General features: G+C 45.1%; 14 protein-coding genes and 1 pseudogene. 5 read left to right on the top strand and 10 right to left on the bottom strand.

Annotation, left to right across the window (positions count from 1 at the left end; genetic code table 11):
* The first annotated feature begins 8 nt into the window (after positions 1-8).
* The 4 genes from IX91_RS01075 (at position 9) to crp (ending at position 3,072) form a co-directional block, all read left to right on the top strand.
* Positions 9-986, top strand: coding sequence for a hydrolase (locus IX91_RS01075; RefSeq protein ID WP_004745854.1), 978 nt, complete (start codon positions 9-11; stop codon positions 984-986).
* A 40-nt stretch (positions 987-1,026) separates the two neighbouring features.
* Complete coding sequence (locus IX91_RS01070) at positions 1,027-1,239, top strand: YheU family protein (protein WP_004745853.1); 213 nt, start codon at positions 1,027-1,029, stop codon at positions 1,237-1,239.
* An 88-nt stretch (positions 1,240-1,327) separates the two neighbouring features.
* Positions 1,328-2,197, top strand: a complete 870-nt coding sequence (locus IX91_RS01065; protein ID WP_004745852.1) for a phosphoribulokinase — start codon at positions 1,328-1,330, stop codon at positions 2,195-2,197.
* A gap of 242 nt (positions 2,198-2,439) precedes the next feature.
* A complete protein-coding gene (gene crp, locus IX91_RS01060) occupies positions 2,440-3,072 on the top strand; it encodes a cAMP-activated global transcriptional regulator CRP (protein ID WP_004410522.1) in 633 nt (210 codons plus the stop codon).
* Between the two features lie 207 nt (positions 3,073-3,279).
* Here crp and IX91_RS01055 read toward each other — a convergent pair whose 3' ends face one another.
* The 5 genes from IX91_RS01055 to IX91_RS01035 form a co-directional block, all read right to left on the bottom strand.
* Positions 3,280-4,071 (bottom strand): DUF1338 domain-containing protein, encoded by a 792-nt coding sequence (locus IX91_RS01055; RefSeq protein WP_004745851.1) that lies wholly within the window; start codon positions 4,069-4,071, stop codon positions 3,280-3,282.
* A gap of 183 nt (positions 4,072-4,254) precedes the next feature.
* Positions 4,255-5,712: a succinylglutamate-semialdehyde dehydrogenase gene (gene astD / locus IX91_RS01050; RefSeq protein WP_004745850.1), complete on the bottom strand. Its 1,458-nt coding sequence runs from the start codon at positions 5,710-5,712 to the stop codon at positions 4,255-4,257.
* 35 nt (positions 5,713-5,747) lie between these two features.
* Positions 5,748-6,767, bottom strand: a complete 1,020-nt coding sequence (astA, locus tag IX91_RS01045; protein ID WP_004745849.1) for an arginine N-succinyltransferase — start codon at positions 6,765-6,767, stop codon at positions 5,748-5,750.
* A 198-nt stretch (positions 6,768-6,965) separates the two neighbouring features.
* Positions 6,966-8,180: an aspartate aminotransferase family protein gene (locus tag IX91_RS01040; protein WP_004745848.1), complete on the bottom strand. Its 1,215-nt coding sequence runs from the start codon at positions 8,178-8,180 to the stop codon at positions 6,966-6,968.
* A 402-nt stretch (positions 8,181-8,582) separates the two neighbouring features.
* The gene (locus IX91_RS01035; protein ID WP_004745847.1) at positions 8,583-9,170 is read right to left on the bottom strand and encodes an aminodeoxychorismate/anthranilate synthase component II; all 588 of its coding nucleotides are present in this window, start codon (positions 9,168-9,170) and stop codon (positions 8,583-8,585) included.
* Between the two features lie 226 nt (positions 9,171-9,396).
* On the opposite strand from IX91_RS01035, the gene IX91_RS01030 reads away from it, so the two are divergent.
* The gene (locus tag IX91_RS01030; protein WP_004745846.1) at positions 9,397-9,765 is read left to right on the top strand and encodes a hypothetical protein; all 369 of its coding nucleotides are present in this window, start codon (positions 9,397-9,399) and stop codon (positions 9,763-9,765) included.
* Positions 9,766-9,818: 53 nt separating this feature from the next.
* Here IX91_RS01030 and IX91_RS26930 read toward each other — a convergent pair.
* From IX91_RS26930 to IX91_RS01010, 5 genes and pseudogenes are all read right to left on the bottom strand, one after another.
* Positions 9,819-9,935: pseudogene (locus IX91_RS26930) on the bottom strand (GlyGly-CTERM sorting domain-containing protein); the annotation flags it as partial.
* Between the two features lie 32 nt (positions 9,936-9,967).
* On the bottom strand, positions 9,968-10,897 hold the full coding sequence (locus IX91_RS01025) for an immunity 49 family protein (protein WP_004745845.1): 930 nt from the start codon (positions 10,895-10,897) through the stop codon (positions 9,968-9,970).
* An 85-nt stretch (positions 10,898-10,982) separates the two neighbouring features.
* Positions 10,983-11,966, bottom strand: coding sequence for an Imm49 family immunity protein (locus tag IX91_RS01020; protein ID WP_004745844.1), 984 nt, complete (start codon positions 11,964-11,966; stop codon positions 10,983-10,985).
* A 165-nt stretch (positions 11,967-12,131) separates the two neighbouring features.
* Complete coding sequence (locus tag IX91_RS01015) at positions 12,132-12,989, bottom strand: Imm49 family immunity protein (protein ID WP_236642830.1); 858 nt, start codon at positions 12,987-12,989, stop codon at positions 12,132-12,134.
* A gap of 391 nt (positions 12,990-13,380) precedes the next feature.
* Entirely contained in the window at positions 13,381-15,978 is a 2,598-nt protein-coding gene (locus IX91_RS01010) for an ExeM/NucH family extracellular endonuclease (protein WP_004745842.1), read from the bottom strand.
* Positions 15,979-16,261: the final 283 nt, after the last annotated feature.

Here is a 16,261-nt window from a genome sequence, read left to right as displayed (position 1 = left end):
GAACCGTTATGACTCATTTTGTTGCCGCTAAAGGATTAGCCAACCCACACCTACAAACGCTTGCTCCGCGCTTTATTCGCAAAAAAGCCCTGTTTGAACCAATCTGGCAAACTTTAGATACTCCGGATGGAGACTTCCTCGATATCGCTTGGAGTGAAGATATCAATGGCAAGTCAGCCAAAAGCAAGCCGATTTTTGTTTTGTTCCACGGTTTGGAAGGATGTTTCTACAGCCCGTATGCTAATGGTTTAATGGACGCTTTTGCAAAGCAAGGCTGGCTGTCGGTGATGATGCATTTTCGTGGCTGTAGCGGTAAACCCAACAAACTTGCTCGCGCCTATCACTCAGGTGAAGTGGAAGACGCCCGTTTCTTCCTTGAACATCTAGATTCGCTGTTCCCACACCAAACTAAAGTCGCGGTAGGAATTTCTCTTGGCGGCAATATGCTGGCCAACTACCTTGCCAAGTACAATCAAGAGCCTCTGATTGATGCCGCCACCATAGTGTCTGCGCCACTAGACCTGTCTGCCTGCTCTGAGCGCATCGAACAAGGCTTTTCCAAGCTGTATAAAAATTATCTCCTGTCATCGCTGAAGAAAAGCGCACTGCAAAAGCATCAACTGCTGAAAGGAGAGCTTGGCTTGAGCTATCAAAACATCAAACGCGTAACTAAACTGTACGAGTTTGACGACCTAATCACCGCCCCGCTGCATGGTTTCAAGGACGCAGAAGACTATTATCAGCGCTGCTCGGGCATCCATCGCCTAAAAGAAATCACTCTACCCACACAGATCATACATGCGAAAGACGATCCGTTCATGACCGATGCTGTGATTCCCAAATATGTCTTGCCTGATAACATTGACTACCGACTGTTTGAACAAGGTGGGCATGTTGGTTTTGTTACCGGCAGTGCGTTAAAACCGAGGTTTTGGCTCGAAGAGGCACTACCTGCATACTATGAAAGTTTGGCTCTCTCCGCGTAGCCAATCACCTTGGCCTAAATCATAAAATAAAGAGGTATTTATGATCGTTCCATGGCAACAAATCGAGCCAGCAACACTAGAAAATCTCATTCGGGAATTTGTCCTGCGTGAAGGGACTGACTACGGGGATGTCGAGATCTCGCTGCAAAACAAAATCGACCAGATACGTACCCAGTTGGAATCAGGGGAAGCGGTTGTTGTCTTCTCAGAACTGCACGAAACCGTCGATATTCAACTCAAACGAAAGTTTTAGTACTTTAGCGCATCGCATACAGTGACTGACCACTAAAGCGTGCTATAGTGGTTTTCGTTTAAAGGATTAGATTACGACAAGGTTTGTCATGTCAGCAAAACACCCGATTATTGCGGTCACTGGTTCCTCTGGAGCTGGTACCACAACGACTTCTGAAGCTTTCCGCAAGATGTTCAATATGATGGACGTCAAACCCGCTTGGGTTGAAGGCGATAGCTTCCACCGCTTTACGCGCCCTGAAATGGATGTCGAAATCCGAAAGGCACGTGAGCAGGGTCGCCATATCAGTTACTTTGGCCCTCAGGCGAACGACTTCAATGGACTTGAAGAGTTCTTCCGCAAGTACGGTCAAGAAGGCGTCGGTCAAATCCGCCGTTACCTGCATACTTTCGATGAAGCGGTTCCATACAACCAAATGCCAGGCACCTTTACGCCTTGGCAAGATCTGCCAGAAAACTCCGACGTCCTGTTTTATGAAGGTCTGCATGGCGGTGTTGTCGATGGCGAGGTTAACGTATCACAGCATGTTGATTTTCTGATTGGCATGGTGCCTATCGTGAACCTTGAATGGATTCAGAAATTCGTTCGTGATACCCGCGATCGTGGTCACTCGCGTGAAGCGGTGATGGACTCTATCGTCCGCTCCATGGATGACTACCTGAACTACATTACCCCCCAATTTTCTCGTACTCATATTAACTTTCAGCGTGTCCCTACCGTCGACACATCTAACCCGCTTAACGCCAAAGGCATTCCGAGTTTAGATGAGAGTTTTGTTGTTATTCGATTACGAGGCATTAAAAACGTAGATTACCCATATCTACTGGCAATGATTGATGGGGCATTTATGTCGCGTCATAACACGATTGTTGTCCCTGGCGGTAAGATGAGTTTTGCCATGGAGCTAATCGTTAAACCGATACTTCAACAGCTCATCGAAACGGGCAAAATTGGTTAATACCCTCAGCTAGAACACGATTACTTTTCATACCGTGATCATGTGCACAGTTTTGCGTACTAAAACCCCAGTTGTACCCGATTAAAATCAAGAAATCGTTTTCGAAAAAGGATACTATTTCTTACCGAAACACAAGTTGGCTTGCAGCATTTGTAAAGTGCTCTTATCCTAGTAGGTCTTGATTAAGGCTTAGCTAAAATATGGAAAGCGGCAAGCGTACCCTGCAGAGGAAGTGAGATATTATGGTTCTAGGTAAACCTCAAACCGACCCAACATTAGAGTGGTTTCTTTCACATTGTCATATTCATAAGTACCCTTCAAAAAGCACGCTAATTCACGCGGGCGAGAAAGCTGAAACTTTGTACTACATCGTAAAAGGTTCAGTAGCGGTTCTTATTAAAGACGAAGAAGGTAAGGAAATGATCCTTTCTTACCTAAACCAAGGTGACTTTATCGGTGAACTTGGTCTATTCGAAGAAGACCAAGAGCGTACAGCATGGGTTCGTGCTAAATCTCCTTGTGAAGTTGCGGAAATCTCATTTAAGAAATTCCGTCAGCTTATCCAAGTAAACCCAGACATCCTAATGCGCTTATCTGCGCAAATGGCAAGCCGCCTACAAGTGACTAGCCAAAAAGTAGGTGACCTAGCATTCCTAGACGTAACTGGCCGTATTGCTCAAACGCTACTAAACCTAGCGAAGCAACCAGATGCGATGACTCACCCAGATGGCATGCAGATTAAGATCACTCGTCAAGAAATCGGTCAAATCGTTGGCTGTTCTCGTGAGACAGTAGGTCGTATCTTAAAGATGCTAGAAGAGCAGAACCTAATTTCTGCACACGGTAAAACTATCGTGGTTTACGGTACTCGTTAATTTCGATTAACCGCTAAAATTTTAAAAGCCACCAATGGAGACATTGGTGGCTTTTTGTTTATATCGGATTATCGGATGCGAGAATCGGGAACGCAGTGCTACGGAACGGACTTCGTCCTTCTAGAACACCTTTCCACATCCGAGATCAAACTCTCTCGAAGCGCAGCGTTCCCGCATCTCTAGGGCGCAGCCCGTTCTCAGCTCTTCCTAGCCGTTAGTACTCTCGAAGATCTTGTCAGCAGAAGCTGCGACAAATCCTGGATAAAGTTCACCGTTGCTCATTGGGTAGCGCTTAGCAAACTCGTAGAAACCGCCAGGGATAATCTCTGTACCTTCGGTGAAGGTTACCACAACTTTATCCGCCATCGTTGAAGATTGCTCTAGCAGCACATCAGGAGACCCCTTCACTTCGCCACCAAACTCATTGATGGTAAAGCCGGAATCGCGTAGGTGGTCATTGACGCCTTTCACTTCTTCAAATGCATTGAGCTGATTGACGCTAACAGTAAAGTGGTTGGCGCCGTAACCATGCGCTGCCAGCCAAGAAGCGTACTCACTTTCTTTAGCTAACGTCTGGAAGTCAGCAAAGCTAATGTCCCACAAACGACCGCCATACAAGAACTCATGACCTTTTAGCTTGCTGGTGTCCAATTGCTCGACAAGCTTAGCGACAATAGCTTGTAGCTCGGCTGAACACTCTTCAACCTTCAATTCACTGATGAACACTTTTGGCTGTTTTGTGTCCGGGTGCTCATAATGTTTGGCAACAAGCTTTTTGCTTTCAAACACATAGTCACCGCATGGCTTGTAGCCTACGTCTAAGAATGGTTGTGCAAGGGTCGCAATGCCCAGAGGTTCTACATTGAAAGTGCGCAGAGCAATGTGGTCATTGATCAGCGCTTCGTCTTCTTGCAGAAGTTGGTGGACTTGTTCAGCAGAGGGACATAAGCGTTGAATATAGTCATTCCATAACTGTTGGAATAAAACATCTGGCGTCATAACGCCTCCTTGTAGGGGTGGTTTACGTAAATGGAGTATGAGTTGTTATCTGTTTAATTATAAAAAAGGCCATCTAACCAAATGTGTCCAGAAAGTTTGATCAGATAGCCTTCAGCCTGTGACGTTTCAAAAGCCTCCCGGCTCGGGGAGGCGAGAAGGGAATTCCCTAAAATTTATCGTTTTTTATAGTTCAACACCTGGGCTTAGCGTTGCAGGAAGAAGTGTTTCTCCTCCTTCCATCGAAGCCATAGGGTAAGCACAGTAATCTGCTGCGTAGTAAGCACTTGGGCGTAAGTTACCTGACGCGCCCGGGCCACCAAATGGCGCATCACCACTTGCACCAGTTAACTGGCGATTGCGGTTTACGATGCCAGCACGAATATGGTCGACAAAGTATTCCCACTCACCATCGTCAGTAGAAACTAAGCCTGCTGATAGACCAAAGCGAGTATCGTTGGCTAACTCAACCGCTTTCTCTAGACCTTGATAACGCACCACTTGTAGTAGTGGGCCGAAGTACTCTTCATCTGGTAGCTCAGCAATCGCGGTAACATCAATAATGCCAGGTGTTACAAATGCAGCTTCTCCGGCTTTAGCTTCAATTAAGCTCTCGCCACCTAACTTTTGTAGATTTGCTTGAGCAGCAAGAATAAAATCAGCAGCCGCTTTAGAGATCTGAGGGCCCATAAATGGTGCTGGCTCAGCAAATGGCTGATCGACACGAATCTTATTGGTTGCTGCCACTAGCTTGCTGACCAGTAAGTCACCTTTGTCACCAACTGGAACATACAAACGGCGAGCACAAGTACAACGTTGACCCGCGCTGATAAACGCTGATTGAATGATGGTGTAGACGGTCGCGTCCAACTCTCCGTAATTTTCAGAGATCACCATTGGGTTGTTACCACCCATTTCTAGCGCGAGCATCTTACCCGGTTGGCCGGCAAACTGCTTATGCAGGATATGACCTGTATTCGCGCTACCTGTGAATAGCACGCCATCTAAGCCTTTAGAATCAGCCAGTGCGATACCGGTTTCTTTAGCACCTTGCACTAGGTTGATCACCCCTTTCGGCAGACCAACTTGATCCCACAGTTTCATGGCAAACTCACCGGTTAGCGGTGTTTGCTCTGACGGCTTAAATACCACGGTATTACCTGCCAGTAGCGCAGGAACGATATGACCGTTTGGTAGGTGCCCAGGGAAGTTATATGGGCCAAACACCGCCATGACACCTAATGGGCGATGACGAAGGACGATTTGGTTCCCTGCTGCTTCACGTTGAGCTTCACCGGTGCGGTCATGGTAAGCTCGAATTGAAATTGCAATCTTACCTGCCATTGCCGCAGCTTCAGTACGCGTTTCCCAAATTGGCTTACCGGTTTCTTTAGCGATAATTTCTGCGATTTGTTCGCTGTTCTCTTTTACCTTTTCAGCAAAAGCGAGAACGATCGCTTCACGCTCAGCAAAGCTTAGTTTTTTCCAGCCAACGAATGCACTGCGTGCCGCTGACACCGCTTGCTCAACTTGCTGCGGTGTTGCGCTGTCGCCCTGCCAGATAACTTCGTTGTTGTATGGGCTTTGTGAGTTCATCGACTCACCTTGACCTGCAACCCATTCGCCAGCAATCCAATGTGTCATAGCTTGTTCCTTCACATTTTCCTTAATACAAAGCTCTATTGAGCCAACATGCGAACGAATTCGCCTTCGTTAACTTTGAGGGCATTAGCCACTTCAGGAGACAAAATCACTGAATCTGAAGCCTGATCGTAAGCCGCTTTCGCCGCAGTTGCGCGAAAGTCTTCAAACGACGTGTTTGAGATCAAGTAGTTTTGAGAACTGGTGTGTTCCGCGATAGTGACTTTTGCTCTAAATGAGTGACGGACCGACTCGATATTGCGTACATCACACTCAACCGTTGGGCCGCCATCAAAGATGTCGACGTAGTTACGACACGTAAAGCCTTCTTTTTCTAGCAGGCGTAACGCTGGCTTAGTGTTTTCATGCACTTGACCAATCACCGCTTGAGCCTCTTTGCTCAGTAGGTTGATGTAAATTGGCAGCTTAGGCATAAGGTCAGCAATAAAGCCTTTCTTGCCGATACCAGTGAGGTAATCAGCCATAGTGAAATCAATCGAGAAGAAATGCTCTTGTAGCCATTGCCAAAATGGTGAGTTACCTTCTTCATCTGATACACCGCGCATCTCAGCAAAGACCGTTTTCGAGAATCTTTCCGGATGCTCTGCCATCATTAGAAAACGACACTTCGACATCAAGCGGCCATTCAAGCCCTGACGGAAAGAAGGTCTTAAGAACAGAGTACAAATTTCACTACAACCAGTGTAGTTGTTACCGAATGTCAGTAGCTTAACCACGTTATTCACACCCAGTTTTGGCGATGAGTGAACGACGGTACTGATATGGTAAGAGTAAAAAGGCACATCCCAACCAATGGAGGCTTCAATCCCGGTACAACCAGCGACTTCGCCAGTCTCATTATCAAAGCCAACCATGAGATAGCCTTCATCACCCGGCTCGTTTACGTCCGGCTTGGTAAAACTATATTCTGAATGGGTAATGCGATTGGTTAACAGTTCTTCGTTAACCGGTAGAGATGTGAATCCGTGACCCGATTCCACTGCGCATGTATGCAGCGCATCGTAATCCGACATTGCGATAGGGCGAACAACCAGCATCAAAACTCCCTCCTGATGTAGTGAGCGCTAGTACTCATTGGTTATCGTTTTTTACTTTCACTTTTGTCATTCCCTACAGTAAGGAACGATCGTGATAGGGAATCTCTCAACACGATGCAAGAGATCCCCAACTCGGTCGTGCTTCCCTCTTGAGGATGACACTGTTTATATCGATATGAGCACTAGACTAGGTATTTCTTATTTAACTAGCGTCGCTAGAGCTTTATCTAGTCGCGCAAGTCCTTCGTTAATTTCTTCCGTGCTGATCACTAGTGATGGTGTGAAACGAACTACGTTTGCACCTGCCACTAGAACCATCAGACCTTCTTTACCTGCAGCGACTAACACATCACGTGCGCGGCCTTGCCACTCATCGTTAAGCGCAGCACCTAAAAGAAGGCCTTTGCCGCGAACTTCCGCGAACATATTGTATTTATCATTCAGTTTAGCTAGGCCTTCGCGGAACAGGGCTTCACGCTCTGCAACGCCGGCCAATGTTTCTGGTGCACTGACAACATCAACCACGGCTTCAGCAACCGCACACGCTAGTGGGTTACCACCGTAAGTCGAACCATGAGTGCCGACTTTCAGGTGCTTAGATAGCTCAGTAGTAGTTAGCATTGCGCCAATAGGGAAACCGCCGCCTAAAGACTTAGCTGTGCTTAGAATATCTGGAGTCACACCCAGACCTTGGTATGCGTAGAATTGACCAGTACGACCGTTACCTGTCTGTACTTCATCAAAAATCAGTAGAGCATTATGCTTGTCACATAGCTCACGAACTGTCTGAACAAATTCGTCAGTTGGAGAAATGATGCCGCCTTCGCCCTGAAGTGGTTCCATCATGATGGCACAAGTGCGATCTGAGATATGCTCACGAAGTGCTTCAACATCATTGTATGGTAAGTGAGTGACATCACCTGGCTTAGGACCAAAACCATCAGAGTAAGCCGCTTGACCACCAACAGTTACAGTAAAGAAAGTACGGCCATGGAAACCTTGTTTAAATGCGATGATTTCTGATTTTTCTGGGCCAAACTTATCAGCTGCATAACGGCGCGCTAGTTTCAGAGCCGCTTCGTTTGCCTCTGCACCTGAGTTAGCAAAGAACACTTTCTCCGCAAAGCTGACTTCAGTAAGCTTTTTAGCGAGACGAAGCGCAGGCTCGTTAGTCATTACGTTACTTAAATGCCAAAGCTTTTGGCCTTGTTCAGTTAACGCATTCACCATTGCAGGATGACAATGACCTAAACAGCTCACGGCGATACCACCAGCAAAGTCGATGTATTCCTTACCTTGCTGATCCCAAACGCGAGCACCCTCGCCTTTTACTGGAATCATTTCCATTGGGTTATAACAAGGTACCATTACCTCATCAAACAAACCGCGTTCTACGTTATTTTCTACAGTCATTGCACATTCCCTCTTGATACCGCATGCATAGCGAATATGGTGTCCTTACTTCTATTCAATGAAATAAGATATTGTTTTGCTATTAAGCAATCACGGCATTGTATTTACATTTAATTAACCATTTCAATAGTGATTTATTCTTTTTAGTGCCCACTGCGGAGTCTGATAGTCACTACCTATGCGTATTTATGCATCACGCCTCTACTTTTATGAAGCAATATATTCTTATAGCTACGATAAGCTATGGTTAATCATAGTCCGGATAAGGGCTCTAGCGTAGACGCGACAAACTCTGCGCATACTTTTTCACAAAATATCCGCATGGTGAATTATGAAGGAAATGTTAAAAATAGTGATCTAAGTCAGGCTTTAACCAGACAAAAGACGGTCAAAGAGAGCGTTTTAAAGTGGCTGGCGAGCCAAAAAGTTAGCGAGGATCTGGTGGCCTTGCTCTGTTTTAATCGACTCAGGATGGAACTGTACCGCATCAATCGGCAAGGTTTTGTGTTGGTACCCCATGATCTCATCCATCGAGCCATCTTCAAGCTCTGTCCAGGCGGTAAGCTCAAAACAATCTGGTAAAGAGCCGTTCTTAACCACAAGTGAGTGATAACGCGTTACTGTCAGCGGATTATTGAGCGTGGAAAACACACTGCGATCATTGTGACGAATTGGGGACGTTTTTCCATGCATTACCTGCCTAGCACGTACCACTTCCCCGCCAAACACCTGCGCAATCGCCTGATGGCCTAAGCAAACACCAAGAATCGGCAACTTTCCCGCAAAATGCTCAATTGCACTTAACGAAATACCCGCTTCATTGGGCGTACAGGGCCCCGGAGAGATAACCAAATGGGTAGGATTCAACGCCTCTATCTCTTCAAGCGTGATTTCATCATTACGCACTACCTTAACCTCTGCGCCCAGCTCACAAAAATACTGGTACAGGTTGTAGGTAAAAGAGTCGTAATTATCGATGATTAACAGCATTACTCGGAGACTAGCGTTGATAAATTTCTTGGTTAGGGGCGGTATTGTGCAATACAGGGCAAGAAAGGCAAGCGTTATCAGAAAGATAATTTCATCTTCAACTGTCAAAAAACAATTGATAAAGAACACAAATGTTCAACGATTTTATATACATAAAACACATTTGTAATATCATCCTGATGCTCGATAAGGGCTAGGTCTATTCAAATACAATTAAGAGATTCAAATGAAACTAAAACCATTACTTGTTAGCGCTCTTGCAGTACTAACTCTTTCGGCTTGCCAAACTCTATCACCAGAGGTCCCTACACCGACTGCAAGCAAGGAAACTATTAACGAAGCCCAAAAAGCCCTAGCGGAATGGAAAGACTTCAAAGTATCCGATGACGGCATCATCTCAACAGAGGAATCTCTGCCGTCTGGGTATTACTGGCGCACGAGTACAGTAAAAAGCTGGGGGCGAAAAGTCTCCTGCGATAACCTACGTTATTTTGTAGAGAAAGGGATGGTCGTTAGTATCCACTTTAAGGGACCACGCGGTCGCTACGACGCCTACGACGAGCAGCGCTGTTTAGAAGAAGATCAGTACCTATAAAATAAAATCCGCCACATAAAGTGGCGGATTTCGTTTTGGCTAAAGGAAGCCTATTACTTACGACGACGCCATAGCGCTAGGCCGAAAAGAGACATCATTGCGCCGAAGCTGAATGAACCTGCCATGTTTAACTCTAGAACTGCTGGATCGTGGTCAGGCCTAATGAAATGGTTTCGCGGCATTGGTACTTAAAAAATAGCACCTACAAATTGTCCAAAACGTCTTCTGCTCTCAGTCTGTGATTTGGAATATCTCCTTTAACCCACCAAAGAGGTAAGTAGTAACTCTCTACTTGCGGCTCCAAACCATAACGTTGAAACGCGAGCGACGCTAAAGCGGTTATGGGAAAAGATACCCACTGCGATGAATTCCAACCAAAACTAGGGGAGTCGTCTGGAGCAGGTAAATCGAAGTAAGCTCGGTAAGTCCGGATAGCTTGCTCTAAAGCCTGGGGGTAAGCTTCGTTTCGATCTGAGGTATACATTGATGCCACAAGTGGTATTAAAGGCACATAAAGGTGATTCGCTTCATCACGCCACAAGGGGTCGATGTATTCAGGTGCAGACATTTCGGCAGCTGTTTTGATAAGCGCAGACATATCTGCATTAGGGTTAAACATCCCTTTCAGCATAGCCAGTAGTGATTTAATGAAACGATGTTCAGGGTCAAACGACCACCCACCGGGCTCTGTAACAATATTTGACTCTTCAAATAACCAGATTGTTTCAAGTAACTCTTTATCACGAGTTATAAGTGCGAGACAAAATGCATTTAGCCAAGAGAAAAAGTCTCTGGAAGTTTGGTTAGTTTGCCCCTCAGCCTCAAACAGAAAGCCAGCATACTGGCACATAACCTGCTTATCAGGGTTCAGAGCAATGCTAAAGCCAACTGTCATCAGTTCAGCTGCCTCTTGAAGAAGCCATTGAGCCGTCGGCTTATCCCAGTCGAAACGCTGCAACTCGCCAAGTATCCCTATTGCTTGTTCGCCTCCTATGCTTGCATTCTCCGGCTTCTTTCTTATACCAGACTGTTGATTGTTATAAAATTTAACCAAACTATCGGGAAGTCTAGAGTGCACTCGCTCTACATAGGTAGGATTAAGCTCAATATGATGTTGTACTTTACTATACATTATTAAATGCCTCGTTCACCTTCTTAATCGAGATTGGGTTCGTTGAATATCGTGGTATTCAAGAAAAGATTATCAAACCAAAGGATTATTCTGTCTTCGCCAAAGCAAATACTTCTTCTTTGCTCTTAAATTCTGGGCTTATGTCCCCTTTTACCATCCACTCAGGCATATATAGAGTATCGACGCATGGCTCAAGCCCCCAACGATGATAAGCCAAAGAAGCAAGAGCAGTGATTAGCATGGCCATCCATTGTTTAGAGACATAAGCATTATCATGCTGTGGTTCATTCCTCATCCAGTATGTTTTATGATCCTCTAGGGCTTCTTTTAGTTTCTCTGGGTACAAGGTTTCCCTGTCAGAACTGTACATCGCATGAATCAAAGAGATTAGCGGCAAGTAGCGATATTGCACCTCTTCCACTCTGTGATCGACTCCTTTTCTGGTGGAGCCAATCGCCTGAGGGTCAAAGACTTTTTGTGCCGCATCCTTCAGTAGCGCTTCTATATCAGATTCTGGATGCAAAACTCCTTTCAATAACCGTAACATGGCTTTATCAAATTGCTTGTCTGCAGAGCTTGCGGTAAAAATATCAGCATCAATGAAAGAATCATTCATTTCGCATAGTTCCAAGGCACCATTGTAATCTTGAAGAATTAATGCCGCTGAAAATGGGACAACCCAATCATCTAAGCCTAAGCTGCTATCGTAAACCTTACCAACCGCAGAATAACAATGCTGATTGACATTGATTGGGACCTCTGTGCCTGCATTAAATGTCATTCGAAAATATGCTTGCCCTAAGTGGTAGATAAGTTTTAGGTGCCACTCTAAATGCGATTTTGGGTCCCCATTAATAAGCCGCTTTCCCAATACTTCAAGGTGCCACTCTTGCTGAGTAATACAACTAAACTGATATTCTTTAGGCGCTAGCCCCTCAAGGTCATCCCTACACGGGGTCATATTTATCAACGGTTCTAACCACTGCTTCAACTTAAGTAAGGAGTAATCATCTCCCCAATTTCGTTGACAGTACTCAATCACATGGTGTTCTAAGGTACATTTTTTCATCTGGTTGAAATGCCTTCTCTTTGTACTGTTTCCGCTTGCCATTGCCTTTATTAAAGCCATCATCGATGAGCTTATGCGAACGATTGATAAATGAAGGTTTGTCATTGCTAGTACTCAATCCTTAGACTTTTAGCTGGCTTACTTAGCGCTCAAATATTGAAGTAGCTAACTCAGGTATATATAGCTAGGGAGATAGCCGCATTCAAAATCTAGCGTAAAGCCATACTTCTCATACGCATACTTGGCTGCAGCCAGTAATGGCATAGCAACATAACCTTGAGCGATTTGACTAAAGTCCTTGTCATGCGTCCACCACTCTTTGTGCATTTCCAAAGCACGATACATAGCCTTACGATAGGCGTCTTGATCTTGCTGGTGCACGGTTTTCATCACATCAAAAAAGCCAAGCGTGATGGTAATAGCATGGACAGGTGCCCATTTACCTTGACTTAAGCTCTCTTTACTAACAATAAGAGTGGTCAGTTGATTGATTGCAGCAGAAATATCTTCACTGTCTTTTAGCCCCAGCATATGCAAGACAATTTCACAGTGGAGCGCCTGCAATTCAGATGGAGAAAACACCTGACCACTGTTAAGTAAATCCATGAGTAAATTTAGATCTTGGTAACGCCCCGTAACGATCGTGAGATAGATCATTTCTAGCCATTCAAGAGAAGGGATTGATTGTATTTTCCCACTCGTAGGGATAGCGAAATCTACCCCTTGATAAGTGAAAGGAACAATCTCTCCTACTGGTTGTATTAGCGCATGTTGCCATAACATTAAGTATTGCTGAGCAGTAAATAAATGATCGCTGACTTCTTGCTTAGAAACTGAAGGTAAATGATTACCTATAGCGAATAACTTAATTTGATCCTCATAACCTGTTTCAAAACCAAACCGATCTCTCCCTGCATTGTTCATTGAGAATTCATTAGTACCAAGAAAACTATCCAAAGTGGCGTTGTATAACCTTAGATGCCCTTTCAAGTTTCCTACATGGGTCTTCAATATTTTTTTCATAGTGGTGACGTTATCTCAAATTTCACATTATGAGCACGTTTAGTACAGTATCTTTATTGGAAATACATTCAGTGCTTAAGTACTCTAACCAGCCCCTGCCTACAGCAACTCTAGCCGAGCAAAAATGTCACCTATCTGTTCGGATTATTAATCGTCACTTTCAAAACTATTGTTTTCCACCGACTGTGATACTTAATGGTGGAGCATTGGGCGCTTTATAAATTAAGAGCACAGTACATTCAATTTATATACATTCAAGTTATCATTACAATCGACATGATATAGATCGCGATATAAAAATAGCAGATAAATCATTAACTTGATCAGATTATCACAATGTAAAAGGGCAGGTGATTACTCACCTGCCCTTCGATTTTTTGTTGTAGAGTGATTACTTACGACGACGCCATAGCGCTAGGCCGAACAGAGACATCATTGCGCCGAAGCCGAATGAACCTGCCATGTTTAGCTCTAGAACTGCTGGATCGTGGTCAGAAGAACGGAAGTGATCTTGGTACTTAGGTAGGTCACCTTTGTACTCATCGTTGTAATCGAACAGCGTAGATTCACCACCATTGATGTGCCAGTCTGTTGCATCAACAAAGTGCTTCTCTAGACTTGGGCTGATCAATAGGTGGTCAAGTGCGCCCACTTCATCATTGAATGAGTAGCTCCAGCTGTTTGGATGCGCTTTCGCGACGGCATTGATGTAACCGTAGTTGTGAGTAATCACTGCACCGTCATCACCGTACTGAACTTCACCGCCGATGTATGTGTTACGAGCCGCTTTGATTGTCTTACCGTACTTATCTTGGCTGTAATCCGTCAGAACAAGCATTGGATCTTCCATGCCGTACGAGTTCATATCACCTAAGATAACTTTGTGGCCTTTAATCTCTTTCAGCGCATCACCCAGTGCCACTGCCGCTGCAACGCGGAAGTTTTCACATGAGCCTTGCTTATCTAGGTCTTGACCACCCTGACCGCCTTGCTCAACTGGTGCTGCATCTTCCCAACACTTAGAACCTTTTGATTTGAAGTGGTTAATCGCCACTGTGATCTTCTCTTTGGTCCCTTTAACCTTAAAGGTTGGCGCTAGAGAGTCACGTTGGTAGTTCTTACCGTCTTCAATCACTTTGCCGTTTTCATCAACCACTTCAGGTGCTTGCTGACTTGGCATTGCGATAACGCGAGACTCTTTTAGCTTAACCACTTTAGGACGGTAGATAACGCCTGTTGTGATAACGTCGGTGCCAATGTAATCATTTTCGTCTGTCACTTTATCGCCATTGCTGTCGATAGCGACGATATCGTAACGATCTTTCTTGTTTTCAATGCGTGCGTTTAGCTGGTCTACAAGCTGACGAATCGCACCGCTTTCACCAAAGCCGTTGTTCTCGATTTCCATCAGGCCGATGATGTCAGCGTCTAGACGTAGAATCGCATTGACGATCTTCGCTTGCTGTACTTCAAACTCTTCAAAGTTGTTCGCACCACGGTTGTTACCATGTGGGTTCGTGTCACCACCAAACGGCGAGTTGAAATAGTTCAAGACGTTGAAAGTCGCGATACGTAGGTCGCCTTCTTTCATATCGATATCTTGAGTACGTGGATCGTTACGTACGAAGCTTTCACTGGTTAACGTATTAGTCGGGATTAGACGGTAATCGCCGTAGCTGTAAGTGATTACACCTTCTAAACCAACAATCGTATCGTCAACACGGATGTAATCTTCTGTTGAACCATCTTGGTCTGCGTCGGTGCGGCCAAAATCTGGGTAGTAAGGGATAGAGCCGTTTGGCGCTTTGGCATCAGATTCTACGTATAGACGACGCTCCGCGTTTTCGATGCTCTGTTGTTTCGCTTGCTCTGAACCTGCGGCAAAGTTTTGGTTTGGCTGCATGCTGATACGACCTTGCGCAAGTACCATGTTGTTACGACGAGCAGCGTAATCGTAGCCGAAAGTACGCGTCACACGCATATCGAGCGCTTCAGTAGTTCTGACTAGCATGCCTTCGTAACGCTCTAGCGTGCGATCGAAGTTTTTATCTGTTGGCAGGATCTCGATATCCGTCGCCGTTGGCGCTGCTTGCTCACCTTGCTTAACCCAGTTGTTATTTTCTGTCTTTAGCTGAGTGTGGTTGTAGTATTCTTGAACTTTACCTTTCACACACACGACATCGCCTGGTTTTAGCTCTGAGCTAGACTGGTTAGTGTGAACGAACAAACCTTCTGATGTTTGTGGGTTGTAGTCATCAGTTAGTGCTTGTAGGTAGAAACCTTTGGTTAGGCCCGTCGTCACGGCGCTAACCACACCTTTAACAAAGAAGTCTTCGTCTGTGATGTATGGGTAGCCATTAATAAATGGAGAGGTATCACCTTCACCCTGGATTTCTTGAATAGAAGTAAAGGTTGGCGCTGCGCCATCTTGAGTACAAGCGAATGGCTCTGGAGCTGTGCCACCATCCAACGTACCTAACCCTTCAATGCTATCTTTCGGCAGTGAAGACCACTGTGCAGCATTGTGCGCTGTGGAAGGTGCCATCGCATCTGAGTTGCGAACTAAAGTGGTATCTTTTGCAAAGTCAGAGCCACCCATGTCACCTAGCAGATCATGCACACTGCCATTTTTCAGCAGTGCCATTGGGTCATTACCATTGAAACCCGTTACTGAGCCATTAAGGATGTCCGCAACCGCTTTAATGTCGTCGCTGGCGCTAGTATGAGCAACAACCAGTACGCTTTTCGCTGCCAGCACTTGGCCGTTGAGTGACAGCTTGCTGCCCCACTCACCATTGCCATTGGTTGATTTGGCTAGCTCATAGCCATCAAGAGAGACAGAAGCATCACCAGTGTTAGCAATCTCGATTGCTTTGTTGTTGCTGCCACCTTCTACATACTGAGAAATAATAATGTCTGCCATTGCTGGAGAAGACAGAGCACCTGCTACCACTGCTGCAAGTAGCGTTGGGGTTAGTTTTTGTTTCATGTTATCCACCATGCATCGCTTTCAATGTTGCTCCACAACGAGAAAGCGTGTTACAAATCACTTTTTTCGTGACTACTTTTTAATAAATCATGTCCAGTGTTGATGTTTTTTATGAAACTAAAAATTACATTCAGTGACAGTGAGATTTCGATCTCATAGACATGATGAATAATTGAAGCGTCGTCAAATTTTCAATACATGTCGATAACACGCATCTCACTCTTGAGACACAAGTCGTTAATAACAAGAGGGAGAGAGAAGAAGATAGCTGACTGTTGAGCTA

Source organism: Vibrio tubiashii ATCC 19109, from assembly GCF_000772105.1.
Lineage (GTDB): Bacteria > Pseudomonadota > Gammaproteobacteria > Enterobacterales > Vibrionaceae > Vibrio > Vibrio tubiashii.
The sequence above is the reverse complement of the archived record's forward strand: the minus strand, read 5'-3'. Positions and strand labels throughout refer to the sequence as shown.

What these genes read in the sequence shown, in the direction of transcription:
- IX91_RS01075 (WP_004745854.1), top strand. Translation starts at nt 9, where the DNA reads ATGACTCATTTTGTTGCCGCTAAAGGATTAGCCAACCCACACCTACAA.
- IX91_RS01070 (WP_004745853.1), top strand. Translation starts at nt 1,027, where the DNA reads ATGATCGTTCCATGGCAACAAATCGAGCCAGCAACACTAGAAAATCTC.
- IX91_RS01065 (WP_004745852.1), top strand. Translation starts at nt 1,328, where the DNA reads ATGTCAGCAAAACACCCGATTATTGCGGTCACTGGTTCCTCTGGAGCT.
- crp (WP_004410522.1), top strand. Translation starts at nt 2,440, where the DNA reads ATGGTTCTAGGTAAACCTCAAACCGACCCAACATTAGAGTGGTTTCTT.
- IX91_RS01055 (WP_004745851.1), bottom strand. Translation starts at nt 4,071, where the DNA reads ATGACGCCAGATGTTTTATTCCAACAGTTATGGAATGACTATATTCAA.
- astD (WP_004745850.1), bottom strand. Translation starts at nt 5,712, where the DNA reads ATGACACATTGGATTGCTGGCGAATGGGTTGCAGGTCAAGGTGAGTCG.
- astA (WP_004745849.1), bottom strand. Translation starts at nt 6,767, where the DNA reads ATGCTGGTTGTTCGCCCTATCGCAATGTCGGATTACGATGCGCTGCAT.
- IX91_RS01040 (WP_004745848.1), bottom strand. Translation starts at nt 8,180, where the DNA reads ATGACTGTAGAAAATAACGTAGAACGCGGTTTGTTTGATGAGGTAATG.
- IX91_RS01035 (WP_004745847.1), bottom strand. Translation starts at nt 9,170, where the DNA reads ATGCTGTTAATCATCGATAATTACGACTCTTTTACCTACAACCTGTAC.
- IX91_RS01030 (WP_004745846.1), top strand. Translation starts at nt 9,397, where the DNA reads ATGAAACTAAAACCATTACTTGTTAGCGCTCTTGCAGTACTAACTCTT.
- IX91_RS01025 (WP_004745845.1), bottom strand. Translation starts at nt 10,897, where the DNA reads ATGTATAGTAAAGTACAACATCATATTGAGCTTAATCCTACCTATGTA.
- IX91_RS01020 (WP_004745844.1), bottom strand. Translation starts at nt 11,966, where the DNA reads ATGAAAAAATGTACCTTAGAACACCATGTGATTGAGTACTGTCAACGA.
- IX91_RS01015 (WP_236642830.1), bottom strand. Translation starts at nt 12,989, where the DNA reads ATGAAAAAAATATTGAAGACCCATGTAGGAAACTTGAAAGGGCATCTA.
- IX91_RS01010 (WP_004745842.1), bottom strand. Translation starts at nt 15,978, where the DNA reads ATGAAACAAAAACTAACCCCAACGCTACTTGCAGCAGTGGTAGCAGGT.